The sequence below is a fragment of the Flagellimonas sp. S3867 genome, assembly GCF_014698935.1.
GTDB lineage: Bacteria > Bacteroidota > Bacteroidia > Flavobacteriales > Flavobacteriaceae > Flagellimonas.
Genome location: NZ_JACVMN010000001.1, coordinates 1533566 through 1557016, shown reverse-complemented (window position 1 = coordinate 1557016; position 23451 = coordinate 1533566). Strand labels below are relative to the sequence as shown.

The 23451-nt window shown below is 39.3% G+C and carries 12 protein-coding genes; 3 read left to right on the top strand and 9 right to left on the bottom strand.

The window, feature by feature from the left end:
- Positions 1–12 precede the first annotated feature (12 nt).
- The 3 genes from IAG46_RS06915 to IAG46_RS06905 all read right to left on the bottom strand — a co-directional run bounded on the left by IAG46_RS06915 (position 13) and on the right by IAG46_RS06905 (position 5283).
- Complete coding sequence (locus IAG46_RS06915; protein WP_190809567.1) at positions 13–3324, bottom strand: TonB-dependent receptor; 3312 nt, start codon at positions 3322–3324, stop codon at positions 13–15.
- Between the two features lie 153 nt (positions 3325–3477).
- Positions 3478–4605: a FecR family protein gene (locus tag IAG46_RS06910; RefSeq protein WP_190809566.1), complete on the bottom strand. Its 1128-nt coding sequence runs from the start codon at positions 4603–4605 to the stop codon at positions 3478–3480.
- A 120-nt stretch (positions 4606–4725) separates the two neighbouring features.
- Positions 4726–5283 carry an RNA polymerase sigma factor gene (locus IAG46_RS06905; protein ID WP_190809565.1) on the bottom strand — a complete coding sequence of 186 codons (558 nt, stop codon included), beginning with the start codon at positions 5281–5283 and terminating at the stop codon, positions 4726–4728.
- Positions 5284–5602: 319 nt separating this feature from the next.
- Between IAG46_RS06905 and IAG46_RS06900 the strand changes: the two genes are divergently transcribed.
- The 3 genes from IAG46_RS06900 to IAG46_RS06890 are packed head-to-tail and all read left to right on the top strand — an operon-like array spanning position 5603 to position 13811.
- Complete coding sequence (locus tag IAG46_RS06900) at positions 5603–7624, top strand: trehalase family glycosidase (protein ID WP_190809564.1); 2022 nt, start codon at positions 5603–5605, stop codon at positions 7622–7624.
- Between the two features lie 3 nt (positions 7625–7627).
- Complete coding sequence (locus tag IAG46_RS06895) at positions 7628–10660, top strand: aminotransferase class III-fold pyridoxal phosphate-dependent enzyme (protein WP_190809563.1); 3033 nt, start codon at positions 7628–7630, stop codon at positions 10658–10660.
- A gap of 10 nt (positions 10661–10670) precedes the next feature.
- Entirely contained in the window at positions 10671–13811 is a 3141-nt protein-coding gene (locus IAG46_RS06890; protein WP_190809562.1) for a glycoside hydrolase family 2 TIM barrel-domain containing protein, read from the top strand.
- Positions 13812–13836: 25 nt separating this feature from the next.
- On the opposite strand, the gene IAG46_RS06885 is transcribed toward IAG46_RS06890, so the two are convergent.
- The 6 genes from IAG46_RS06885 to IAG46_RS06860 all read right to left on the bottom strand — a co-directional run bounded on the left by IAG46_RS06885 (position 13837) and on the right by IAG46_RS06860 (position 23328).
- The gene (locus tag IAG46_RS06885) at positions 13837–15093 is read right to left on the bottom strand and encodes a ComEC/Rec2 family competence protein (protein WP_190809561.1); all 1257 of its coding nucleotides are present in this window, start codon (positions 15091–15093) and stop codon (positions 13837–13839) included.
- Positions 15086–15961: a nucleoside phosphorylase gene (locus IAG46_RS06880; protein WP_190809560.1), complete on the bottom strand. Its 876-nt coding sequence runs from the start codon at positions 15959–15961 to the stop codon at positions 15086–15088. Before IAG46_RS06880 ends, IAG46_RS06885 begins: the two co-directional genes overlap by 8 nt.
- A gap of 8 nt (positions 15962–15969) precedes the next feature.
- Positions 15970–16899, bottom strand: coding sequence for a glycerophosphodiester phosphodiesterase family protein (locus IAG46_RS06875; protein WP_190809559.1), 930 nt, complete (start codon positions 16897–16899; stop codon positions 15970–15972).
- Positions 16900–17055: 156 nt separating this feature from the next.
- Complete coding sequence (locus IAG46_RS06870) at positions 17056–18471, bottom strand: RagB/SusD family nutrient uptake outer membrane protein (RefSeq protein ID WP_190809558.1); 1416 nt, start codon at positions 18469–18471, stop codon at positions 17056–17058.
- 17 nt (positions 18472–18488) lie between these two features.
- The gene (locus tag IAG46_RS06865) at positions 18489–22010 is read right to left on the bottom strand and encodes a TonB-dependent receptor (protein ID WP_190809557.1); all 3522 of its coding nucleotides are present in this window, start codon (positions 22008–22010) and stop codon (positions 18489–18491) included.
- A gap of 193 nt (positions 22011–22203) precedes the next feature.
- Entirely contained in the window at positions 22204–23328 is a 1125-nt protein-coding gene (locus IAG46_RS06860; protein ID WP_190809556.1) for a FecR family protein, read from the bottom strand.
- Positions 23329–23451: the final 123 nt, after the last annotated feature.

Here is a 23451-nt window from a genome sequence, read left to right as displayed (position 1 = left end):
CAATTTTTTTAATTAAAGTGAAATGTTCAAACCAAGGATCAAGGATTTGGACAAAGGATAGAAACCTCTGTCGACACCTCTTGTAAAAGTTCCTCCATTACCCAAAGCTGGATCAAAACCAGAATAATCTGTAATGGTAAACACATTGGTAGCGGTCAAGTATAATCGCAAACTGTCAATTGGAAGATTGTCCATCACATTTTCAGTGAATGTATAACCAACTTGCAAGTTTCTGAGTCTGAAATAAGACCCATCCTCAAGAAAATAACTTGAAGGGCGAATGTTGTTGTTAGGGTCTCCAAAAATATTCCGTGGAATAGTACTTCCTGTATTTTGTGGTGACCATGCATTGACTAAGTCAGCTGACATATTCTGTCTGTCTGTTCTGTAAAGCCACATTCGAACACCATTGAAAATATTATTTCCATGGGTTCCTTGGAAGAATAGGCTTAGGTCAAAATTCTTGTAGGAAGCATTAAGATTGATTCCATATTCAAAATCTGGAAGACCGCTGCCCATAAATTGTTTGTCATCATCATCAAGGGTGCCATCTCCATTGGAGTCAACAAAACGTAAATCACCAGGAGCTGCATTGGGTTGAACACCATGCGAGTCAACTTCTGCCTGTGTTTGGAAAATACCATTGGCTTCATACAAATAGAATCGTCCTATTTCGCCACCAACTTCGGTGCGGGTTGTTGGGAAATTGTTGAATTCGATAAATCCGTCGGTAAAAGCCTCTCCGGCAACACCCAATTGGGTCACTTCATTGGTAGAACCACTGATGTTTGCGCTTACGCTGTATGTAAAGTCGTTTCCAACACCATTGTTATAGGATGCTGAAAATTCCCAACCCTTATTTTCCAAATTACCACCATTGGTCAATGGGAACGTGGTGATACCAGAGGTGGCTGGAATTGGTACGTTCACCAACATATCCGTAGTCTTGGAAGTAAAGTAGTCGAAAGAGAATTTAAGTTGATTTTGCAAAAGACCTAAATCGACACCTATGTTGGTTGTAGAAGTTTCTTCCCACTGAATGTCAGGGGTAGGTAGGGAGGTGCTTATGGCACCCACAACTACAGATTGACTTTGCCCTTCTCCAAAAGGATAGTTCAACTGTTGTCCTCCAGAACCGATTCGAGCCAAGAATAAATGATCTCCAATCAATTGGTTCCCTAAAGTTCCATAACTAAACCTTGGTTTAAGCTGGGAAATAAGATCTGAATTGAAAAAATCTTCATTATGAACGGCCCAACCAAGAGAGAGCGAATAAAAATTACCGTACTTATTGGTGTCGGCAAAACGGGAAGAACCATCTCGCCTTACACTTCCTTGTACATAGTATTTATCGTCAAAATCATAACTCAACCTTCCAAAATAAGATTGTAATGTGCTTGTTGAGTTGAACCCAAATGACGATTCATCGCCAATACCTGAACTAAGACCTCTTAACTGATCGGAGGCCAATTCATTGTTTGTGCCTCCAACTGATCTAAACTCGCTTTTTTCGCGGGAGATTCCTAAAAGTACCTCAACATCATGTTGATTGAAAGATTTGCGATAATTCAAGGTGTTGTTCAGTGTCCATTCGTTGGTACGTGCTCTATTTTCTGTTAGGAATGGATTCTCATTGATTGCTTGTGGACCAAAATTATAGGTTGGCAAGAAGTTTGAAAAATGAGTGTTTTCAATATTTGCTCCGTATTGGAATTGATAGTTTAACCCATCGAAAAGCTTCAGCGTTGCCGATACGTTAAATTGCAGATAATCATCTTGATCTGCTCTATCGTTAAGTTCAGATTCACCAACTGGATTCCCAGACCCAAGTTCTGACGGCGGAACAGCAAAACCATTAAGCGTACTAGAGTCAAAAATCTCTTTGTGCGGTAATTGCTGATAGATCTGTAAGAATGGGGAGAAACTTGCATTTCCTCCTCCGATTGGCTCAAAAATTCCTCCGGTATTTTCTCTTGTGTAACTTAGTCCTGGAGCAATTTTAAGACGGCCCTCCAATAGATTGAAATCTATGTTTAGACGTGTACTCAATCTGTTAAAATCAGTATTTACAACAGTTCCGGTATTTTCGAAATAGCCAGCGGAAAAATTGTACTTCATGTTTTCGGTTCCTCCAGAAATGCCAATGTCATGCTTTTGTTCAAAGGCGTTATCAATATAGGCCCCAACCCAATCCGAATCGGCATATTGTTGACCGTTGGTCAAATAGGGTGCGGGGGTATCACCAGCATTATTGAATGCATCCAGTTTAATTTGATCATGTTGTGCTCTATTGGCCACATCAACATTGTTGCTGAACCATTGCGTGCTCAAATAAGAGCCGATGGTAACTTTTGGATCACCTGTTCTACCTCTTTTGGTGGTTACAATAACAACCCCATTAGATGCCCTGGATCCATAAATAGTGGCTGCAGAAGCGTCTCTTAAGATACTGATGTCTTCAATATCGGATGGATTGATATATGAGAGGTCACCTGGAATACCATCTATAACAACCAAAGGATTGTTGTTACCTATGGTACCCAATCCACGAATTCTGATAATCGGCTCGCTTCCCGGAGCACCGGTTGCAATTGCCACATTCAGACCTGCAACTTGCCCTTGCAAGGAAGTTGCAACATCTGCAGTAGGTATTTTTTGGATTTCTTCGATATCAACAGAAGAAATAGCAGCTGTTACCTCCGCTTTTCTTTGTGTACCGAAACCAACTAGAATGACTTCTTCTAAACCTTGGGCATCTTCGTCAAGGGTTACGTTAATGGTTGTCTGATTACCAATGGCAACTTCTCTGGTTATAAAACCTAAGTAACGAAATACCAACGTGGCATTTCCTGAATCGACTTCAAGGGTATAATTTCCATCAAAATCGGTTTGGGTTCCCACCGTGGGATTTTCTTTGACATTGACACTAGCACCTGGTAGCGGGGCACCATCTTTGTCCGTCACGGTTCCTGAAACGGTTTGCTGCACTTCAACCACTTTTGGTACTATTGGTTCTGGCAGTTTGGTTAAAAGAATTGACCCATCTTGCGATAATTGATAATCAAAATCAGCAAAAGAAAGGGTCTTTTGAAGCAGGTTGTTTATTTTGGTTTTGCCTTTTTTTACCCTAACCTTGGGGGCATTTGTAAATAAATCGGATCTATAGATAAAAGAATAATCCGTTTGTTCCCGGATGAGGTCAAAAACCTCTTCCACTGTAAGCTCTTCAGTAGCTTTGATTACGATTTTTTTGTCTTGTGAGAAGCCAATTTTGGCCGTAAAGCCAAAGGTTGTCATGCAAAATAAAAAAATGAATGTCCTCATAATGACAAGTAATAGCCTATTCCTATTTAAAATAGGTAGCCTAACAAATTTTGTTTTCATAAATTTGATTGCGTTAGTTAGTTAATATTTAATTAATTGATCGACTCGGGGATGGAAGTTTAAATTGTCCAGGTCTAAGCTCCATCCCCTTTTTTATTCTACCATAATTGTTTTTCCTTTGGTTGTTAATTTCGCTTCGTTCGTATTTTGTATAATGGAAAGAATGTTTTCCAAATCTTGATTTCGGTTAAAAACACCATTGAAGGTAACTTTTGCCGCCTCATCATTCATAATATCCACATCCACATCGTACCATCTAGACAACACGGTCATAATATCTTTCAAAGCCATGTTCTTAAAACTGAACAGACCATCCTTCCATGAAATTATGTTATCCACATCTGCTTTGACTATACTTATTTCATGGCTTTCTTTTTCCAATCTAGATTGGTAACCTGGGCTTAAGTTGTTGGTATTCCCTTCATTTTTGATCGCTACTTTGCCATTTACCAATGTGGTTTCGATGAATGAATCCTCCTTGAATGCCCTTATGTTGAATTCCGTGCCGAGTACATCAACTTCTTGCGATTGGGTGGCCACCAAAAAATGGGCGCCATTGTTTTGGGTACTGGGAGTAACCTCAAAATAAGCTTCACCATATAATAATTCAACCTTTCGGGGCATATCAGTAGCAAATGTTACAGGATACCTTAATTCTGAATCTGAATTCAACCATACCTTGGTGCCATCTGAAAGTACCAGATAAAATTGTCCTCCTCTAGGAATGGTAAGTGTGTTATACTTAATAGCTTTTGCAGCTTCCGATTTGGTTTTGTACACTAATTCCTTACCGTTACTGGAGAGTGTTTGGGTGTTGAATGCTTTTCCTTTTTCCAAAGGCACTTTAGTACCATCTTCAAGTGTTAGAGTTGCTTTATCCGATCCAATTTCAATAACATTGTCCACTACATTGATTGTAGGTTGTGTAGTTGATTTTTGTTCGGAGATTAGAAAAGGTAAGCTTAGCAAGGCCACAACAACGGCCGCAGCCGCATATTTCCAGTATCTAATTACCCCCTTTGAGGAATTCACTTTTGAATTGACACTTTTCCAGCTTTTTTGGATATCTACCAGATTGGGCGACTTATTGAGGTAACTTTCCTGTACTTTTTCAAAGTAGGTAAGGTGGGTTTGAGATTCAGAAATCCAATCGTTGAAAATCTGTTCTTCTTCTTGGGTTAGGTTGTTGTTTAGTTTCTTGAGAATTAACTTAAACTCCATTATAATTTTCGCTTACTTTTTAATAAGACAATCAAAATCTTAAAAAGGGTGACAAAAAAATGATGAAAATTTAAAATGGAAGTGTTGAAAAAGTGAAATCCTCAATAAAACAGCTGTTTATTAAGTAATAAGTAAAGTAATTATCATGGCCATTTGCTGGGCTATTTTTAATTTGGCCCGCTTCAATTGTGTTTTTACCGTATTGACAGAAATTCCTAGTTCTTCAGCTATGTCAACATACTTATAGTTCTCTATGAATCTCATTTTTACGATTTGCTGCATTTTGGTAGGCAGTCCTTCGACCACTTTTAATAATTGATGATGAATAATTTTTAGGTCGTCGTTTGAGAAAAATTCTAAGTCATAATCCGTGCTGATCATGGATTGCATGTCCAGGACTTTGGCATCATCCGTAATTTTTATGGTCTTTAAAAAGTTAAGGCATCTATTTCGTACCATGGCATATAGGTACCCCTTAAACGAAGTTTTAATTTCAAGGGTGTCAGCCTTTTCCCAGATGTAGATAAAGACCTCCTGGACAATATCCTCACTCCAATTTTGGTCGAAAAGATAACTATTGGCATAATGGATCAGTTCTTCATAGGTGTCCTCAAAAAACTTTTTGTAGACAAACCGATTTTTATTTTTTATCTCCTGTAAAATTGAATTTGAATCCAAAGTAGTTTAGGCTAAAGGCTGATCTTTAAATAGATTTTAAAGTGCGATCGGTCTCTGTTTTTATGAATGTTGGTTACAATCCCGTTCCCTTAAATCTATTCAAAATTATTTTATGACTTTTGAAAAAATACAAGATTAAATGTATGAATTAACAACGATTTTACTTAGCAGCTCTTGTTAAAATGGTTTTTTTTGTATTTTGGCCGTGTCCAAAAGGAACAACGTTTTTCTTTTCGTTGTGTTTTATCATATCGTTCGTATAGTATTTGAAAGAATTTTCGTCAGTAATTGGCGAAGTCATTTATATGATAGATAATCCATGGACAAACAAATATTCCCTTATTTATTTTTGATTTTTTTACTATGTAACTGCGTACAAACGGAGGTTGAACAGAGTGCGCATCATCCACGTCATACGGCCATTGCAGAAAACATACTGAGTTTTACGGGATCACCGACCGAACCACGTGATAGAAATATGTTGATGTTTTCGGACCAAGGCGCTTGGTTTGGCTATAGCATGCCAAAGACCATCAAAAGTGCAGGATTTTCCGGACCGTTTTTAATGACCCAAGAAAATGGGGTATGGTCAAGCCCTAATCTTTTACAATTTCAACTTACCACAAATAATGGGCACAAGACAATAGATTGGAAAAGCACTTTGGTTGCCCAAAAAAGCTACTCGAGTCATTTAGAACAAGTTTTCACCAATTCGGTTTTGGGTGTTTGGCAACAATTGGTTTTTTTATCAGGCCATACCGCAATTCAGCGCACCGTTGTCACCAATAAATCTAAAGACCCAATAACCCTTAAGGCAAATTATGCAGGTGAACTTTTTGATATTGGAGTCACAGTTTCAACTGAGGACAATTTCTTAAAATTGGTGTCGAGCAAAAGCGATGCTGTTGGATATGTGCAATTTTTGGGTGAAGAAATGGATATTTCTGTAGAGAATGGAAATTCTTACAGGTCCAACACAGAATATTTTATTTTAGAACCTGGAACTTCCAAATCCTTTTTGGTTTCACAGACTTTTATCTTTCCTGAATATTCATGGAAAAATGAACAAGAAATAATTTCCAAAGTTGATTTTAACGCGCTTTTAAATGCCCGACAGGTGGAAAAGGAAAGTGAAATTACAAGCTTGTGTTCAAATCGAAAGGAGAATTTTAAGGATAGTATATATGATCAACTACTTTCCAAAGCACATTTAACGTTGCAGAACAATTGGAGAATTCCGGCAGGTGAATTGAAGCATCAAGGACTCTTTCCAAGCTATCATTACGAATGGTTTCATGGATTCTGGTCTTGGGATTCTTGGAAACACGCCGTGGGACTTTCACTTTATAATCCTGAATTGGCAAAAGACCAGATAAGGGCCATGTATGATTTTCAGAGCGAAAATGGGTTTATTGTGGATTGCGTGTATCGAGATACCACCATCGAAGCCCATAACTATCGAGATACCAAGCCTCCACTTTCTGCATGGGCAGTGGTTAAAATAATGGAAAAAGATTCGGATACCAGTTTTGTAAAAGAAATGTATCCAAAATTGAAAAAATATCACAATTGGTGGTTTGAAGAGCGCGATCATGACCAAGATGGATTATGCGAATATGGATCAACGGACGGGACTATTATTGCAGCTAAATGGGAAAGCGGAATGGACAATGCCATACGTTTCGATAATTCCAAAATCCTGAAGAATTCAGAAAATGCGTTCTCTCTTGATCAAGAAAGTGTAGATCTGAATGCATACCTCTACGCAGAAAAGTTATATATGGCCACCTTGGCGGAAGTCTTGGGCAAAAACGAGGAGACCCAAACATGGAAGAGCGATGCATCCATTTTAAAAGAGCACATCCAAAAACAATTTTTCGATAAGGAAGATGGATGGTTTTATGATACCAATCTAAAAGGCGATACTTTTATAAAAGGAGCAGGAAGCGAAGGTTGGATTCCACTTTGGGCCGAAGCAGCAACCAAGGAACAGGCCGACGCGGTAATAATCAAAATGATGGACCCCAACAAATTCAATGTAAAGGTGCCCTTTCAGACCATGTCTGCCGATCATCCAAAGTTCAACCCGTTAAAAGGATATTGGAGAGGCCCTAATTGGTTGGATCAGGCCTACTTCGGAATTAAGGGCTTACGCAAGTATGGCTTTAATAAGGAAGCAGATGATGTGACCGTAAAACTGTTTCATGGTGCGGAAGGACTATTGGACAAAGGTTCACCTATTTATGAAAATTACCACCCGTTGACAGGTAAGGGACTTAATGCCCCAAACTTTAGTTGGAGTGCTGCCCATATATTAATGTTATTGACAAGCGAGAAGTAATCAATGGAATATTTGACACTGAAAATCATACCCGAAAAGGCAGAAAATATTTTACAGCAGTTGTATGCTATTGAAGGAAGCGCTTCTTCTTTACCAGGCGAAGTTGATTTCAACTTTAGAATCAAAACAGCTGGAGGTGAAGGGTATATTTTGAAAGTTTCCCGTACAGATGAAGATGAAACTTATCTCAATTACCAACAACAATTACTGCAATATGTTGAAAAGAAGGGTAAATATTTACTTTCTCCCTTGGTAATCAAGGACAAAGATGGAAAGGCTATAAGCGAATATACAGACCAAAATGGAAATAGTAGAAAAGTTCGTCTACTCAGTTGGATTCCCGGCCGCATTTGGAGCAAGGTCAACCCTCAGTTGGATGAATTGCGTTTTAACCTAGGTGCTCAATGTGGATTATTGACGACCGCTTTGCAGGGATTTGATCATCCTCAGGCACAGCGTAATTTTGAATGGGACATTGCCCAAGCATTGTGGATCAAACAACATCTTGATTTATTCAATAAGGAAGAAAAGAAAATACTCTCATTTTTTATAGAACAGTTCGAGAAAAATCTTGATTCATACGCCAAGCTGCGAAAATCTGTCGTCCATAATGATGCAAACGATAATAACATTATTGTTTCCGAAGACTTGGTGAATCCAAAGGTAAATGCATTTATTGATTATGGGGATGCAATCTATACACAAATTATTAATGACGTGGCCATTGCTTGCGCCTATGCGATCATGAACCATACTGATCCTTTGGATGCAGCTTTACCTATTGTAAGAGGATATCATTCAACCTTTCCGTTGATGGAAAAAGAGTTGGAGCACCTATATGCGGCCATTGCCATGCGGTTGGCAATTTCGGTGACAAAATCAGCTTTGAACAAAATTAAAGAGCCTGACAACACCTATTTATTGATCAGTGAAAAACCAGCTTGGGAAGTACTTAAAAAATGGTTTCAAATCAATGCGGATTTTGCCCACTACAGTTTTCGAGAAGCCTGTGGCTTCGCTGCGCATCCCAAAAAAGAGATGTTCAATCGCTGGGCAAAGGAAAATTCCTTTATGCTGGATGCTTTGTTCCCTACGGTATCACAAAATGGAGTGTTTCCTGTAGATTTAAGTGTTTCCAGTCTGTGGGTTGGCCATCAGGAAGAGTTCAATGATTTGGAACTGCTTCAGTTTAAATTTGACAGACTTCAAAAAGAACATCCCAAAAAAGTTATTGCTGGTGGATATTTAGAGCCCAGAGCATTATATACCTCTTCCTCTTACGATAAAGTTGGAAATTCTGGACGTGAAAGCAGGGCGGTACATTTGGGAGTTGATTTTTGGTTGCCAAAAAACACTCCTGTCCATGCTCTTTTTGATGGGGAGGTTGTTACCGCAACGAATGATGCTGGAGATAAAGAATACGGTGGCCTTATCATTTTAAAACATAGTTTAAAAGAACTTGAATTTTATTCCCTTTACGGACATTTATCCCCAGAAAGTGCAACAAAAAACAAAGTAGGGGACCAAATAAAAAAAGGAGAGCGTATCGGCATTTTAGGAGATTTTCCGGAAAATGGAAATTGGGTATCCCATTTACATTTTCAAACTATGTTGTCTATGCTCGGGTGTAAAGATGATTTTCCCGGAGTGGCTTATCCCAATCAGTTAGCTGTTTGGAAAGACTTGTGTCCCGACCCAAATCACCTTTTTAAGTTGGAAGGTCTAAAACAACCAAAAAGGACCGATGATTCATCCGTAATCGATTATCGAAAAAAACATTTAGGGAAAAGCCTCAGCCTTCAATACAAAATACCCTTAAAAATGGTGCGCGGCTCTGGTCAATATTTAATTGATCAATATGGAAAAAAATACTTGGATACGGTCAATAATGTAGCCCATGTGGGGCATGAAAACCATGCCGTGGTCAAAGCTGGACAAGAACAAATGGCTTTGCTTAACACCAATTCTCGCTATTTGCACGACAACATCAATGCGTTGACCCAAGAGCTATTGGAGACACTTCCTTCGGAATTATCGGTACTTCATTTTGTGAATTCTGGAAGCGAGGCAAATGAATTGGCCATTCGCATGGTTAAGGCGGTAACAGGTGAAAAAAACATTATTGCTTCGGAAGTGGGCTATCATGGAAATTCCAATATGTGTATCGATATCAGTTCCTATAAATTTGATGGAAAAGGGGGGGCTGGTGCACCAGAACATACCCATATTTTCCCTTTACCAGATGCATATAGAGGTAAACATCGAGATAAAAACACAGGAAAACGATATGCCGAAGAAGTACAAAATCAAATTAATGCCATTCACTCGAAAGGTAGAGGCGTTGGGGCCTTTATCATAGAACCTATCATTAGTTGTGGAGGACAGATTGAGCTCCCAGAAGGATTTCTTCCTTTGGCTTACGAATATATCAGAAAAGCGGGTGGACTTTGCATTTCAGATGAGGTTCAAGTGGGCTGTGGTCGTATGGGCAAAACGTTTTGGGGTTTCCAATTGCACAATGTGATTCCTGATATTGTTACCATAGGTAAACCTTTGGGAAATGGGCATCCGTTGGCTGCCGTGGCCTGTACCCTAGAAGTGGCCGAAAAGTTTGCCAACGGCATGGAATATTTCAACACCTTTGGGGGTAACCCGGTGTCCTGTGCTATTGGTGCTGAGGTGCTTAGAATCGTAAAAAGGGAAAAACTACAAGAAAATGCCCTTAGCGTTGGGAATTTCCTCAAAGTAGCATTGGAAAAATTAAGCAAAGAATTTCCCATTATTGGCGATGTAAGGGGACAAGGACTCTTTTTAGGATTTGAATTGGTGGATGCCAACATGAATCCACTAGGTGATAAGGCCGATTATTTGGCCAACCGGATGAAGGACCATGGTATATTGATGAGTACAGACGGCCCTGACCACAATGTCCTTAAAATAAAACCTCCTATGGTTTTTTCTTTAGAAAATGCCCAAGAACTGATTTTCTATTTAAGAAAAGTGTTTGCAGAAGATTTCATGCAAATTTCAATCTAAAAACAACTCGATGCGATATTTATATTTAAGCCTTTTACTATGTGCAGTGTTCAGTTGCAAAAAAGAACATTTAGCGGAAGTAACAGAACAAACGTACCACTATAACCACGAAATTTTTGAGGAGAACAAGCTTCCACCACGAGCTAGTTTTTTTGGTTTGGAATCTCTTGAAAAAGAAGACAGAGGAGATTCCCGACGATTTATGAATTTGAATGGCGAATGGAAGTTTTACTTTGTAAAAGACCCTAAAAATAGACCGGTCACTTTTCAAAATATAACTTTTGATGATAGTGAATGGAAAACCATTCCCGTACCCGCAAATTGGGAAGTGGAAGGCTACGACCATCCGATTTATTTGGATGAACGGTATCCTTTTGATACAAAATGGCCCAATATTCCTCAAGATTACAATCCAGTTGGAACCTATCGCAAAACGATTGAACTATCGGAGGAGTTTTTAAAAGAAGATGTGATTCTTCATTTTGCAGGGGCAAAATCTGCGATGTATGTCTATATCAATGGCGAATATGTTGGATATTCCCAAGGGAGCAAGACTCCGACGGAGTTTGACATAACCAAATATTTAAATCCAGGTAAAAACCTAATTGCTTTGCAAATGTTCCGGTGGAGTGATGCCAGTTATTTGGAAAGTCAGGATATGCTTCGCATGAGCGGAATTGAACGTGATGTTTATCTGTATACCCGTCCCAAGGTCTTCATTTCAGATTATCATTCCTATACCAATTTGGATGGAACCTATTCCGATGGCATTTTTAGAAGTACGATTCATGTGGAAAATCAATCCGAGGAAAATGTAAAACGAAACCTTGTTCTGGAGCTTTTTGATGGAACCGAATCAATTTATAGGAAAACAGAGCAGGTAGAAATTTCCAAGAACGATACAAATCAGTTTACGTTTGATCACCTTGTCAAAAATGCAAGGCAATGGTCGGCCGAAGCACCAAATCTATACCAAATTCATATAGTATTGGAGGATATCCAGAATCCTGAAAACAATAGTTACATAAAAAATCATGTAGGTTTTAAACGGGTCGAAATCAAAAATGCACAAGTACTGATCAATGGGAAACCCATTTACATTAGAGGCGTAGATCGCCATGAAACGGATCCATCCACCGGACATGTAGTTTCAAGGAAATCTATGGAGAAAGATATTCAATTAATGAAACAGAACAACATCAACGCGGTCAGGAGTTCACATTACCCCAATGATCCATATTGGTTAGATTTATGTGATAAATATGGATTATATGTTGTGAATGAGGCCAATATTGAGAGCCATCCGTTGGCTATTGATGAGAAAACACAAATCGGTAATGAGATGAGTTGGCTACCTGCACATATGATGCGCACCCAACGGATGTATTATCGAGATAGAAACCATCCTTCCATTTATTCATGGTCTTTGGGCAATGAGGCCGGAGAAGGGAATATTTTTAGGACCACTTATAAATGGCTAAAAGAACAGGATGATAACCGCATTGTGCAATATGAACCTGCCGGTAAGGAAGATTACACCGATTTATATTGCCCCATGTACCCCAAGCCAGAATATTTGGTGAACCATGGAGAATCCGATTCCGATAAACCTTCTATAATGATTGAATATGCCCATGCGATGGGAAATTCAGTGGGAAATTTACAGGACTATTGGGATATTATTGAAAAGTATCCTAACCTCCAGGGTGGTTTTATCTGGGACTGGGTGGACCAGAGTTTGGAATATAAAGATGAAAATGGCAAGCCCTACCTGGCCTATGGGCACGATTATCATGCCGATTTGCCAACTGATGGCAATTTTTTGAACAACGGACTTGTAGACCCTTACCGTAATTCACATCCGCATTTGGCGGAAGTAAAAAAAGTATACGAACCTGTTCATTTTACCTATAAGGGAAATGGTGTTATCGGGGTCGAAAATAAAAATTTCTTCACAGATTTTTCTGATAAAGAAATTAGGGTCAGAATTTTGGTGGATGGAGTTTTAGAAAACGAAGAGAACAATATCGAAATTGGAGTTGGACCACAGCAGTCCAGTCGTATTCGTATTGATAAGATGCCCAATGCTTATCAGCCAAAAAAGGAGTACATCGTTGAGGTAAGCTTGCTACAAAAAGAAGGCTCTCATCTTATCCCGAAGGGATACGAAATTGCTTGGGACCAATTCGTGCTTCAGAAAGGGCAATTCCAGATTGAAAATAAACTCGAAGCTAATCCTCTACAGATAATCACTTCGGAAGCGGCTTTTGAATTGAAGAATGATAAGACTCAGTTAAAGATTGACGCAAAATCCGGTGAGTTGGTTTCTTGGGTATATAAAGGAACTGAAATAACCAATCAACCCATAAGACCAAACTTTTGGCGTCCGCCTACGGATAATGACCTGGGCAACGGTATGGATAGATGGGCAAAAATATGGCAAGATGCGACCTATAATTATCAAGCAAAACTTGTAACTCCTCCGTTCAAAACAAAAGATGGTGACGTGACTTTTAAGGTTGGGTACACACTACCGAATAATGAAGCCAATGTCAATACTATTTTTACGTTGGATTCGGATGGAAGTTTAAAGATTGTTTATGATTTTGTTCCAAATCAAAAAGATTTGCCAAATATTCCAAGATTGGGAATGTATCTTACCCTTTCCAAAAGATATGATCAGGTAGCTTGGTACGGAAATGGTCCAGAAGAGAGTTATTGGGATAGAAAAACTGGAATGAAAACTGGGCTTTATTCTGGAGAAGTAAATAAACAGTTCCATCGATATTCTAGACCACAGGAAACAGGGAATAAAACCGATGTGCGTTGGATGGAAGTGGCCTCACAAGATCTGTCCATTAAAGTTGTCGGTGACAGATTGATAAATTCAAGCGTTTGGCCTTTTTCCATATCAGAGTTGGACTTTAACTCCGACGAAGATGGTGCAGCTTCAGCCTCTGGATTAGTACCTGTAACCAAAAAACACGGAGCTGATATCAAAATTGGTGATAACGTACAATGGAATATCGATTTGCAACAAATGGGTGTAGGAGGAGATACCTCTTGGGGAAGATTAGTACATGATGAATATACCATTAAACCAGCCCAGTATTCTTATTCCTTCATCTTAAAGCCTAGGAAGAACGATTAATAGTTCAAGTTTTACAAATAGATTTTTAATTGCACTGATAGGGACCGTATACATTCTTTAGGCCCATTGTGCCCTCATTTAAAATATAGACCATAAAGGTATTGCCATCTGGGTTGACACGAATAACAATATGACCTTGCAGACTTTTGTAGTTATCCTTGAACCATGGCCCGTAAGTAACCAATGTTTCAGGGTGCATATTGGTAGAGAAAATATCCCTTTCCATGGTTTCTTTATCTTGATAAATCAAACGTTGGTATACCTCTTGTCCGGGATGGTCGGAACACCATAATTGCTGAATAACGACCTTGGGATTTAATGTGTTTACAAAGAATTCGTTTGTGGCGTCACGGTTTCCATGGTGATTAAGGGTGGTAACTTCCACTTGGCCTACCACCTTTGCTATTGGGGTTTCCACATCAAACCATTGGGGAAGGCCATATCCTTGCAGGCCCGTATTGTCACCTCCGGTGAAATAGTCGAAATCTCCGTAAGATATTTTTAATGCCAAGCTCAGCGGATTTTCATTATAACCTCCTTTGTAAAAAGAGGTCATGTCTTCTGCGGTAAAATATTCCATGGTAGTATTGTCAACACCGGTCCAAATGGTTGCATTGGATTTTATATTACGAATAGAAAAACCTGGAAATGCGTTTTGATCGTTCAACAGATGTAATTGCGATTTGCTCCCTACTTCCAATGCCTCAACCGACACTTTTTCATTTGTGATTAATGAAAGATAGCTTTGGAAAATATCATCATCTTTTAAATATGTTTTAAGATTAACCGGAAAATCCAAATCAGGAGAATTCCGGTCTATGATTTTACCAAATGGAATTTCTTTTCCTAAACCCATCAAACTGCCATAGTGATCGGAGTGGAAATGGGAAATTAAAGCGTAGTCGATTGTATCTTGATGTGCCTTTGGAGTGACATTTTTGATATAAGTCAATAGCCATTCCGCAGTTGATTTGCTGTTATCTGGAACCGGAGAAGTGGCCTTTAATGGAGCATATTTTTTTTCGAAACCTGTTTTGTCCATACTCCCGGCATCAAAAAGTAGGGTAGTGCCATCCGGAAAGATAAAGTAGGTCGCGTCGCCACTTCCCGTATTGATATGATGAATATCCAAATAACCTTCTTGCCATGCTTCTAGTTTTTTTTTAGAATCTGCCAAAGTAATTTTTTGCTGGTCTGTGTTGGTGTTTTCCACCTTGGAATTACAGCCTATTTGAAATATAAACAGTACTGCAGCAAGAATTTGGAGGTTTTTACTATGCATGGTCGGTTATTTTGTTCAGAACATATGTTATAAGCTCTTTCATTTTCTTCTGGTAGTTTTCGTTGGCTGTTTTGTTGAGCCTGTTGGCAATTATCAAACAAATGGTGATTGCTTCGTGTCCAAGCATTTTAGCGAGTCCGTACATTGCAGAACTCTCCATTTCATAGTTGGTGATTTTATGACCATGATATTCGAAATCGGAAAGCTTTTGGTTGATGTCTTTCATTTTTTTTGAAAGACGTAGCTCCCTGCCCTGTGGGACGTAAAAACCTGGAGAGGTTACAGTGATTCCCGTAAACGTATCTTTACTGTTCAACTGGTTGAGTAGTTTTTCAGAAGCATCTACCACATATGGATTTAAGAATATAGAATGTTCCCCCACTACAATCCGTAGTAATCTGAGGAACTCCTCATTGACTACTTTTCTTTCATCTTCATAGAAATATAGAAGATTATCGAACCCAGCGGACTTTTCGGAAATGACATAAGAATTGACTGTAATATCTTTTTGAAGACTCCCTGAGGTGCCAATTCTAATGAATTCCAGTTTTCGTTTCTCTTTCTTTATTTCCCTTGTCTCAAAATCAATATTGACCAAGGCGTCCAACTCGTTTATTACGATATCGATGTTCCCAATTCCTACCCCTGTTGAAACGACGGTGATTCTTTTTTCATTGAATTTTCCTGTAATGGTTACGTATTCCCTATTAGCTATTTTGTATTCAACATCCGTGAAAAACGACCCGATTACAGTTACGCGTCCAGGGTCACCAACTAAAATTATAGTATCAGCAACCTGCCCTGGTTTTAGGTGAAGATGGAAAATACTACCGTCTGGATTTAGGATTAATTCGGAATTTGAAATCATCTTTCATTTTAATTATGGTGACCCTTACGTCTTAAAAACTCCAATAGAAGTTCTGGACGATCCGTTTGAATAATATCAACATTGTTATCGATATACCATTGATAGGTATTGATATCCATTGCGGCTTTTTCATCATCATGTCCTCCGCTCAGTTTGGGCCAAAGAGAGTTAACCCATACGCCAGCTCCTTTTTCTCTGAGTTCATTAAAATACGTGTTTAGCCCGGTGGTGTCGTTTGGCACAATGAATTCGAAGGCAACAGGCTTCCTGTTTTTTAAATAATCATCTACAACAAGATTGCTGCCCTTAGCAAGTCGAACTACTGGCATGAAATAAACTTGGTCCAAATAGGTTCCAAACTCTTCCTCAACTTGTTCCCTTGTCTTTGTTCCCTTGATAATTACCTGATCGAGGGTTTCTGTAAGTTTCACAATTTGAAAGCACTTGTCAAAAATTTTATAGCTTTTGTCCAGATTCACCAAAATCTTGTCCTTAGTGGTCGAAAGTGCTTCCTCGAGCGTTGGTATTTTATGTGGTGTGGGCACCCCTAAACCATCTTTCAATTGTAGTGTTCTTAACGAATCCAATGTCCAGTCCTTTACAAATCCTTTTCCATTGGTGGTTCTGTCAATGGTCTCGTCATGCATTAGTACCAAATGGCCATCTTTGGTTTCCCTAATATCAATTTCGACCATATCTACACCCATATCGATACAATTTTGAATAGCTTGCAATGAGTTTTCCGGAGCATTGCGCCAGTCTCCTCTATGTGCTACCACTATGATTTCTTTGTTTTTTGAATCTTTAAGATTGGCAATTTTATTTTGAATGGTAGATACTTGTGTTGCTTTCTCGGCAATGGAAGTTTCATTTGTTGTTTTGTTGTTTTTACAACTTCCCAATATTAGAAGTAGGGCAAAAAAGAAAATACGTTTCATATGATGTTTTTTATGATTTAGTTTGCTAGCAATGCTATTAAAATAAATAAAAGGGGGGATGAAATCCCCCCAATTGAATTAAAATAAACCAACTCAAACTAACTATCGCTATTCAGTGAATAAGAATTAATACTTATTCCACACTTAGTTTTTTGTTTAATATCCTGGGTTTTGAGTTATAGATGAATCAGTATCCAATTGACTTTGTGGTATTGGAAGTACTAAATTATTGGCATCTATGGTTACAATGGATCCTGTACTGCCAAAGAAAGCGTTCATTACAGCTACCGCTGTCCCATATCTTTTTAAATCAAACCAACGATGACCCTCTCCGATAAACTCAAAACGACGCTCTTGACGAATCGCTGCTCGAACCTCGGCCTGCGTGGTCGCTGTTGTGGCGGCTAAACCGGCTCTTGAGCGTATGGCATTCAGTTGTATTATGGCTTCGGCGGTCTGACTATTCTCATTTAGTGCTTCCGCATACTTTAGAATGACATCGGAATATCGAATGATTAGATGATCACTACCACCGTCATCGGCACCTGTCGCAGACACTTCGTACTTTGTTGAAAAGTAGAAAGGGTTAGCTCCAGGATCTACCGCCACATAATCACTGAGTCTAGTATCTCCAGCTTCAAATGAATCTATAAAAGCCTGGGTTGGTAAATTGTGGCCTTTTGCATTTGCTGTTGTCCCGGAGGGACGGAATTGTGAACCCGCAGGACTACCTTCTAGCTGACCATCAACATTAAAACCACTGGCGAACTGCACTTCGAACAATATCTCGGAATTACCTTCATTGGCCACACCGAATATTTCTGAAGTGGTTCCTGCCAATGCATATTCAGCGGAATTAACAACAGCCTCCAAATTGGTCAAAGCACTGCTGAAATTACCTTGTGTCAGTTGCACATCACCTAATAAAGCTTGAGCTGCGCCTCTTGCAGGTTTCCCTGATGCTTTGGCAACTGGAAGATCTTGAATGGCATCGTTCAAATCAGTTTCTATTTGGGTATAAACCTCAGCCATTGCGGTACGACCTTGACCAAAGAAATCGAAAGGACTCTCGGTTTCGGTTGTTACCAAAGGCACATCGCCATATAATCTTACCAAATTGAAGTATAACAGAGCACGAATAAATTTCATTTCACCTATTCTGTTCGTTTTTAGGGAAGAGTCTTCATATTCTATATCTGTAATTCTATTTAAAACGGTATTGGCACGCTGAATGCCTTTGAAGGATTCCCGCCAAATATCGCCTACTAAATCATTGCCAGCGTTTGTCGAGAAATCATCCAACTGTCCAAACCGGCCACCATCGTTAGCAGCAATTTCCTCAAAGGAATCTTCTGCGGAAATTTCTCCTACACCTATTAGGTCTAGACCATAAAGGCCACCGTTTTGCAACTGAGCATAAACACCGGTCACGGCACTTTCCAATTCTTGCTCGTTAGAATAAAAGTTATTGGATGCCTTTTCTGTAATTGGCACAATGTCTAATTCGTCTTCACATGAAAACAGCCCAAGGAAGACGATAACTATTAAAAATGTATATTTATTAAAGTTCATTTTGTTCAGTTTTCGGTTTAAAATTTAACGTTTAATCCAAGCGCAACAAAGCGGGTCAAAGGGCTTGCTGACTGAATCCAACCTCTAGTCAATGTCTGTTGATTACCACTGGTTCTAGTATCCAAAGCATCAGGATTATATCCTCTGAAATTGGTGCTATTGAAAATATTGTTTCCAGTTAGGTAAAGTCTAAGAAAATCGATTCCTAAATACTCCGTAACGCTTTCTTCGAAATTATATCCCAATTGCAGGCTTCTTAAACGGAAATAATCTGCATCATATACAGAAAGACTTGACGACCTTGTCAACCTTCCTGCCGAAGAAAAACTTGAAAAATCCGGTCTTCTAAAAACGCCATTTGGATTTCTATCAGAATAATAATTGTCAAAATAATGTTGGGTAGGCACAAAAAAGCCTTCTCCACTTTCGGCAAAGTATACCATTCTATCGGAGACTTTTCTACCTTCAATACCCGTAAATTGAGCACTAAAATCAAATCCTTTATAGTTTAGGTTAAAACCAAAACCATAGGTAAAATCAGGATTGTAATCGCCAAGGGTCACCCTATCATCTGGAGTTATTTGACCGTCCCCATTGGCATCTCTAACTATGTAATCCCCAACTTCTGTGCCTGCTAAAGGAGCTACAGTTGCCGCATCTATCTCGGCCTGGGTTCGAAACACACCTTGAATATCATAGGCGTAGAACTCAGCAATGCTTCCACCGACCTTGGTAAGGAAGCCCATACCTCCGTTGCTTTGAATAATTTGCTCTTGGCCTTCACTTAAGGCCAATACCTCATTATCACTGCTGGTAATATTGGCATTAAAACTAAGCCTGACATCACCAACCTCGAAGTTATTTCCACGGATTTCAAATTCAAATCCTTTGTTTTCCAACTCTCCAATATTCTGAAGAGATTCTGAGAATCCGGACTGCTGGGGTACCGGAACTTCCAACAAGAGGTCCGTGGTTTTGGATTTATAGTACTCTGCGGTAAGCAAAATTTTGTTATCCAAGAATCCTAAATCTAAACCAATATTAAGGGCAGAATTGGTTTCCCAAGATAAATCTGGATTAGGCGAGGTATCTGTGTAGGCACCTGGAATCAATTGACCATCTATAACATAGTTATCAGATTCAATCAAAGCAATAGAACCAAAATCACCAATTTGGTTATTACCGGTCTGGCCCCAACTTGCTCTTAGTTTTGTAAAGCTTACAAGCCCGTCTTCAGGGAAGAAGCTTTCATTGCTTAATGTCCATCCTGCGGAAACGGATGCGAAGTTTCCATATTTCGTATTTGCTCCGAAACGTGATGAACCATCCCTTCTAAAAGAACCAGAAAGGGAATAGCGTCCATCATAATCGTATTGTAAACGTGTAAAATAAGATTCAAGCGCCCGTTTACTTCTGCGAACTGTTGCGGAAGGATTGGTCGCCCCAGAGATATTCCGAAGGTTGTCATCAGCAAAATTATTGCTCTGTAATCTTGTGTTGAAAAAGCTTTCTTCTTGATAACTAAAACCAAGTAATGCATCAAAGCTATGCTTGTCCAGAGTTCGAGTATAGGTTAGAAGGTTCTCTGTAATATAGTTTTCCCTTCTTGCGTTGTTTTCAAAAGCTTGTGTAAGGTTGTTTGCAACCGGTGTTCGGTAGTTTCCAATATTGGAAGGTGCAAAGAACTCAGTGAAAATGGAATTGAAATCACCTCCCAAAGAAGTTTTGAATTTCAGTCCATCCAAAGGTTCAATTTCCAAATAAGCGTTTCCAAATACCCTTAAGCGACGTTCAAAAAAGTCGGTCAGTGAGGTTTGCGCCACAGTATTCTCCGAGATAGGTCCATCCCAATTATCATTATTGTCATGCAATTGATTAGCGATGGCGAAAGTCCCATCTGAATTTCGGATTGGATAGTACGGTTGCATCAATATTATTGAAAAACTGGGATCTGGTTGTGCCTTGACACCCAATCCATAGTTGGACCAACCTGCTTCACCTGTTGGGTTTGAATTCACCAAAGAAATATTTGAGGTTACCCCAAACCGAATGCGTTTGCTTATTTGCGAATTCAATTGCATATTGGCCGTGTAGCGCTTATAATCGGAATCCATTATAATGTTCTCCTGGTCTAAATATCCAAAAGAGATGGAGTAATCTGTTTTCTCGGTCCCTCCGCTAAGGTTTACATAGTGATTTTGCTGCGAAGCGTTTCGGAATACGGCATTTGTCCAATTGGTATTGGTCAAGCCGGCCTGTCCGTCCAAATAGCCTTGCAGGTACCCTGGAATCCTACTTCGTTTGCCCCCTCCGTTGGCATCACGGGTAGCATTGTCATCGGAAATACTTCGTCCAGGACCTCCTGAAACGTATCCAAAGTTTCTGGAATCAGAATCAAACAAAGCCGCATCATACGCATCGACCAATTCGAAATTGTCAATTCGGTCTTGAAAACCGTAATAGGTGTCATAAGTAACTTTCAGGCTACCCTGTCTTCCTTTTTTTGTGGTAATCAGAATAACTCCATTGGAAGCTCTGGAACCATAAATTGCAGCAGATGCTGCATCTTTTAAAATATTGATGGATTCGATGTCTTGGGTGTTGATGGAACTAAAGGAAGACCCTTCAGATAAGGGATTGCCATCTATCACGATCAATGGATTGGTCCCCGCAGTCAATGTGTTGAGTCCGCGAATCTGAATTACCGAATTCTCACCTGGATTTTTTCCATTTCCAAGAACCTGTATTCCCGAAACGTTACCTGAAAGCGCTTGCTCAAAGTTCGCTGAAGAATAATTGTTCAACTCTTCACTGTCTACTTTGGAAACAGCTCCATTGAACTTTTCCTTGGTGGTGGATCCATACCCGATAATGACCACCTCTTCCAATTTTCCAGCATCTGGAAGCAGCTGAACATTTACGACGGTTTGTTCACTAACAGCGATTTCTTGTGTGGAATACCCCAAATAGGAAACCTCAAGTATGGCGTTGCCCGATGAAACCTCTATGGTGTAGTTTCCGTCAAAATCTGAACTAACCCCATTAGTGGTTCCTTGCTCAATGATACTGGCACCTGGAAGTGGCTGTCCACCCTCATCCGTAACCGTACCATTTACCGAAAACTGGACTTTGGTTCCCAAGTTGGATTCCTCTGGTTGGGAAGTACTTTCAGGCTCTGTTCGTTTCACCAGATAAATTCGGCGATCATTGAGGTTGAATGTGGTCTCAGTGTTTTGAAAAACTTTGTTGAGCACATTGGTGATACGCTCCCGATCCACTTTGATCGATACGATCCGGTCTATGTTTACGTCTTTGATTTTATAGACAAACTCAAACTCGGTTTTACTTTCTATTTCATCTATTAATTGTCCAACGGAAACGTTGTTCAAATCCAGTGTTACTTTGGCACGTTGTCCGTAGGCATCATTGGCCTGCATGGAAAAGAGAGCAGCCAAGATGAACAACGTACTGAGTTTCATTTTTAGATCATATTTAAATACTGGAAATAGGCTTCTTGTAAGCTTAAGAAGTTTTTTCATACTTTTATAGTGTTAAATGTGGTTAATCTTTTTAGGTTGATCACTACTACCAATCGGAAGATGTTCGTAGCATTTTCCGATTTTTTTATGGCCTTTTTCGACCCATATTAGAAGTAATCATTTTAGCGTTTGGTTACATCTTGCTGGATTCATTTCATAGGCGATACTGTTTTAAAGTTTAGTTGTTGGGTAGTTATTCAATAATTATTTGATTATCTAAAATTGTATATTCAATTCCATAGTTGGCCTTTAATTCCATGAGTACGTCTTCTATTGGTTCATTACCGAAATTTGCATTGAACTCCTCATGCGTCAAATCTGAATTGTTGTTTTCTATAACCACATCATAATGCCGTTCCAACTTCTTCAATATATTTTTGAAAGTCATGTTTCTGAAAACCAGTTTACCATTGATCCATGAAGTGTACAAACTGGTAATGACCTCAGAAGTGTCGATATTATTATTGGCCTTGTCCAAACTCCCTTTAAATCCGGGCTTTAGGTATACATTTTTCTCTGAACCATAGGTTTCTTCCGCAGTATATAGGCTTACCGAGCCTTCAACAAGTACAACCTCGGTTGTTTCATCCTCCGGGTATGCCGAAACATTAAATTGTGTGCCAAGCACACGAACGTTCAATCCATTGGTGTTTACGATAAATGGACGTGCAGGATCTTTGGCCACATCGAGGTATGCTTCACCAGTTACAGAGATCTGTCGGTTTGAGCCTTCAATAAATTGAACGGGATATTTAATCGAGGATCCCGCGTTCAAATGTACAATTGTGCCATCGGAGAGCTGAAGTTGGAAGGTTTTTCCATGGGGCACGTTCAAGGTATTGTAGGCAAGTTCGTTTTTAGAATCGGTGTTGGCATACTTCAAACGTTTCCCATCTTGTTGTCCAACTACATTGCCTTTAGCATCTAAAATCTCTACCTGCCCGTCCTCATTAATGATTTTCGTTTCACCATTTTCGAGTTGAAGGGTGATGGCGTTTTCCGGTATTATAAGATTGGTATTCGATGTATTATTTTGTAGATAGAAGTAGCCCGTTGCCAATAGACCAATAAACACAGCTGCTGCGGCTGACACTTTCCAAAGAATCGACTTTCTCTGCTTGGAAGCACGGGTTTGTGTATTGATCGATGCCCACAAAGACTCCTTAATGGCAGTTTTATGTAACTCGTTTTTAAAATGAGGGTCTTTATTGACCTTGTCGAGTTCTTCCTTGAACTTTTCCAATAGTTCCAGTTCTTCATTAGAAATGGTCCCGTTAAGGTATTTGTCCAATAATTTTTTAAATTCTTGCTCTTGCATATTTCGGCGCTATATACTAATGAACCGCAAAGTGTAGGGAACTCACACGAATTTCTTTATATTAACATTTCTTTAACAATTTGGAATGATTCACAGGAAAGCCAAAACCTTTGTTTTAGCCAA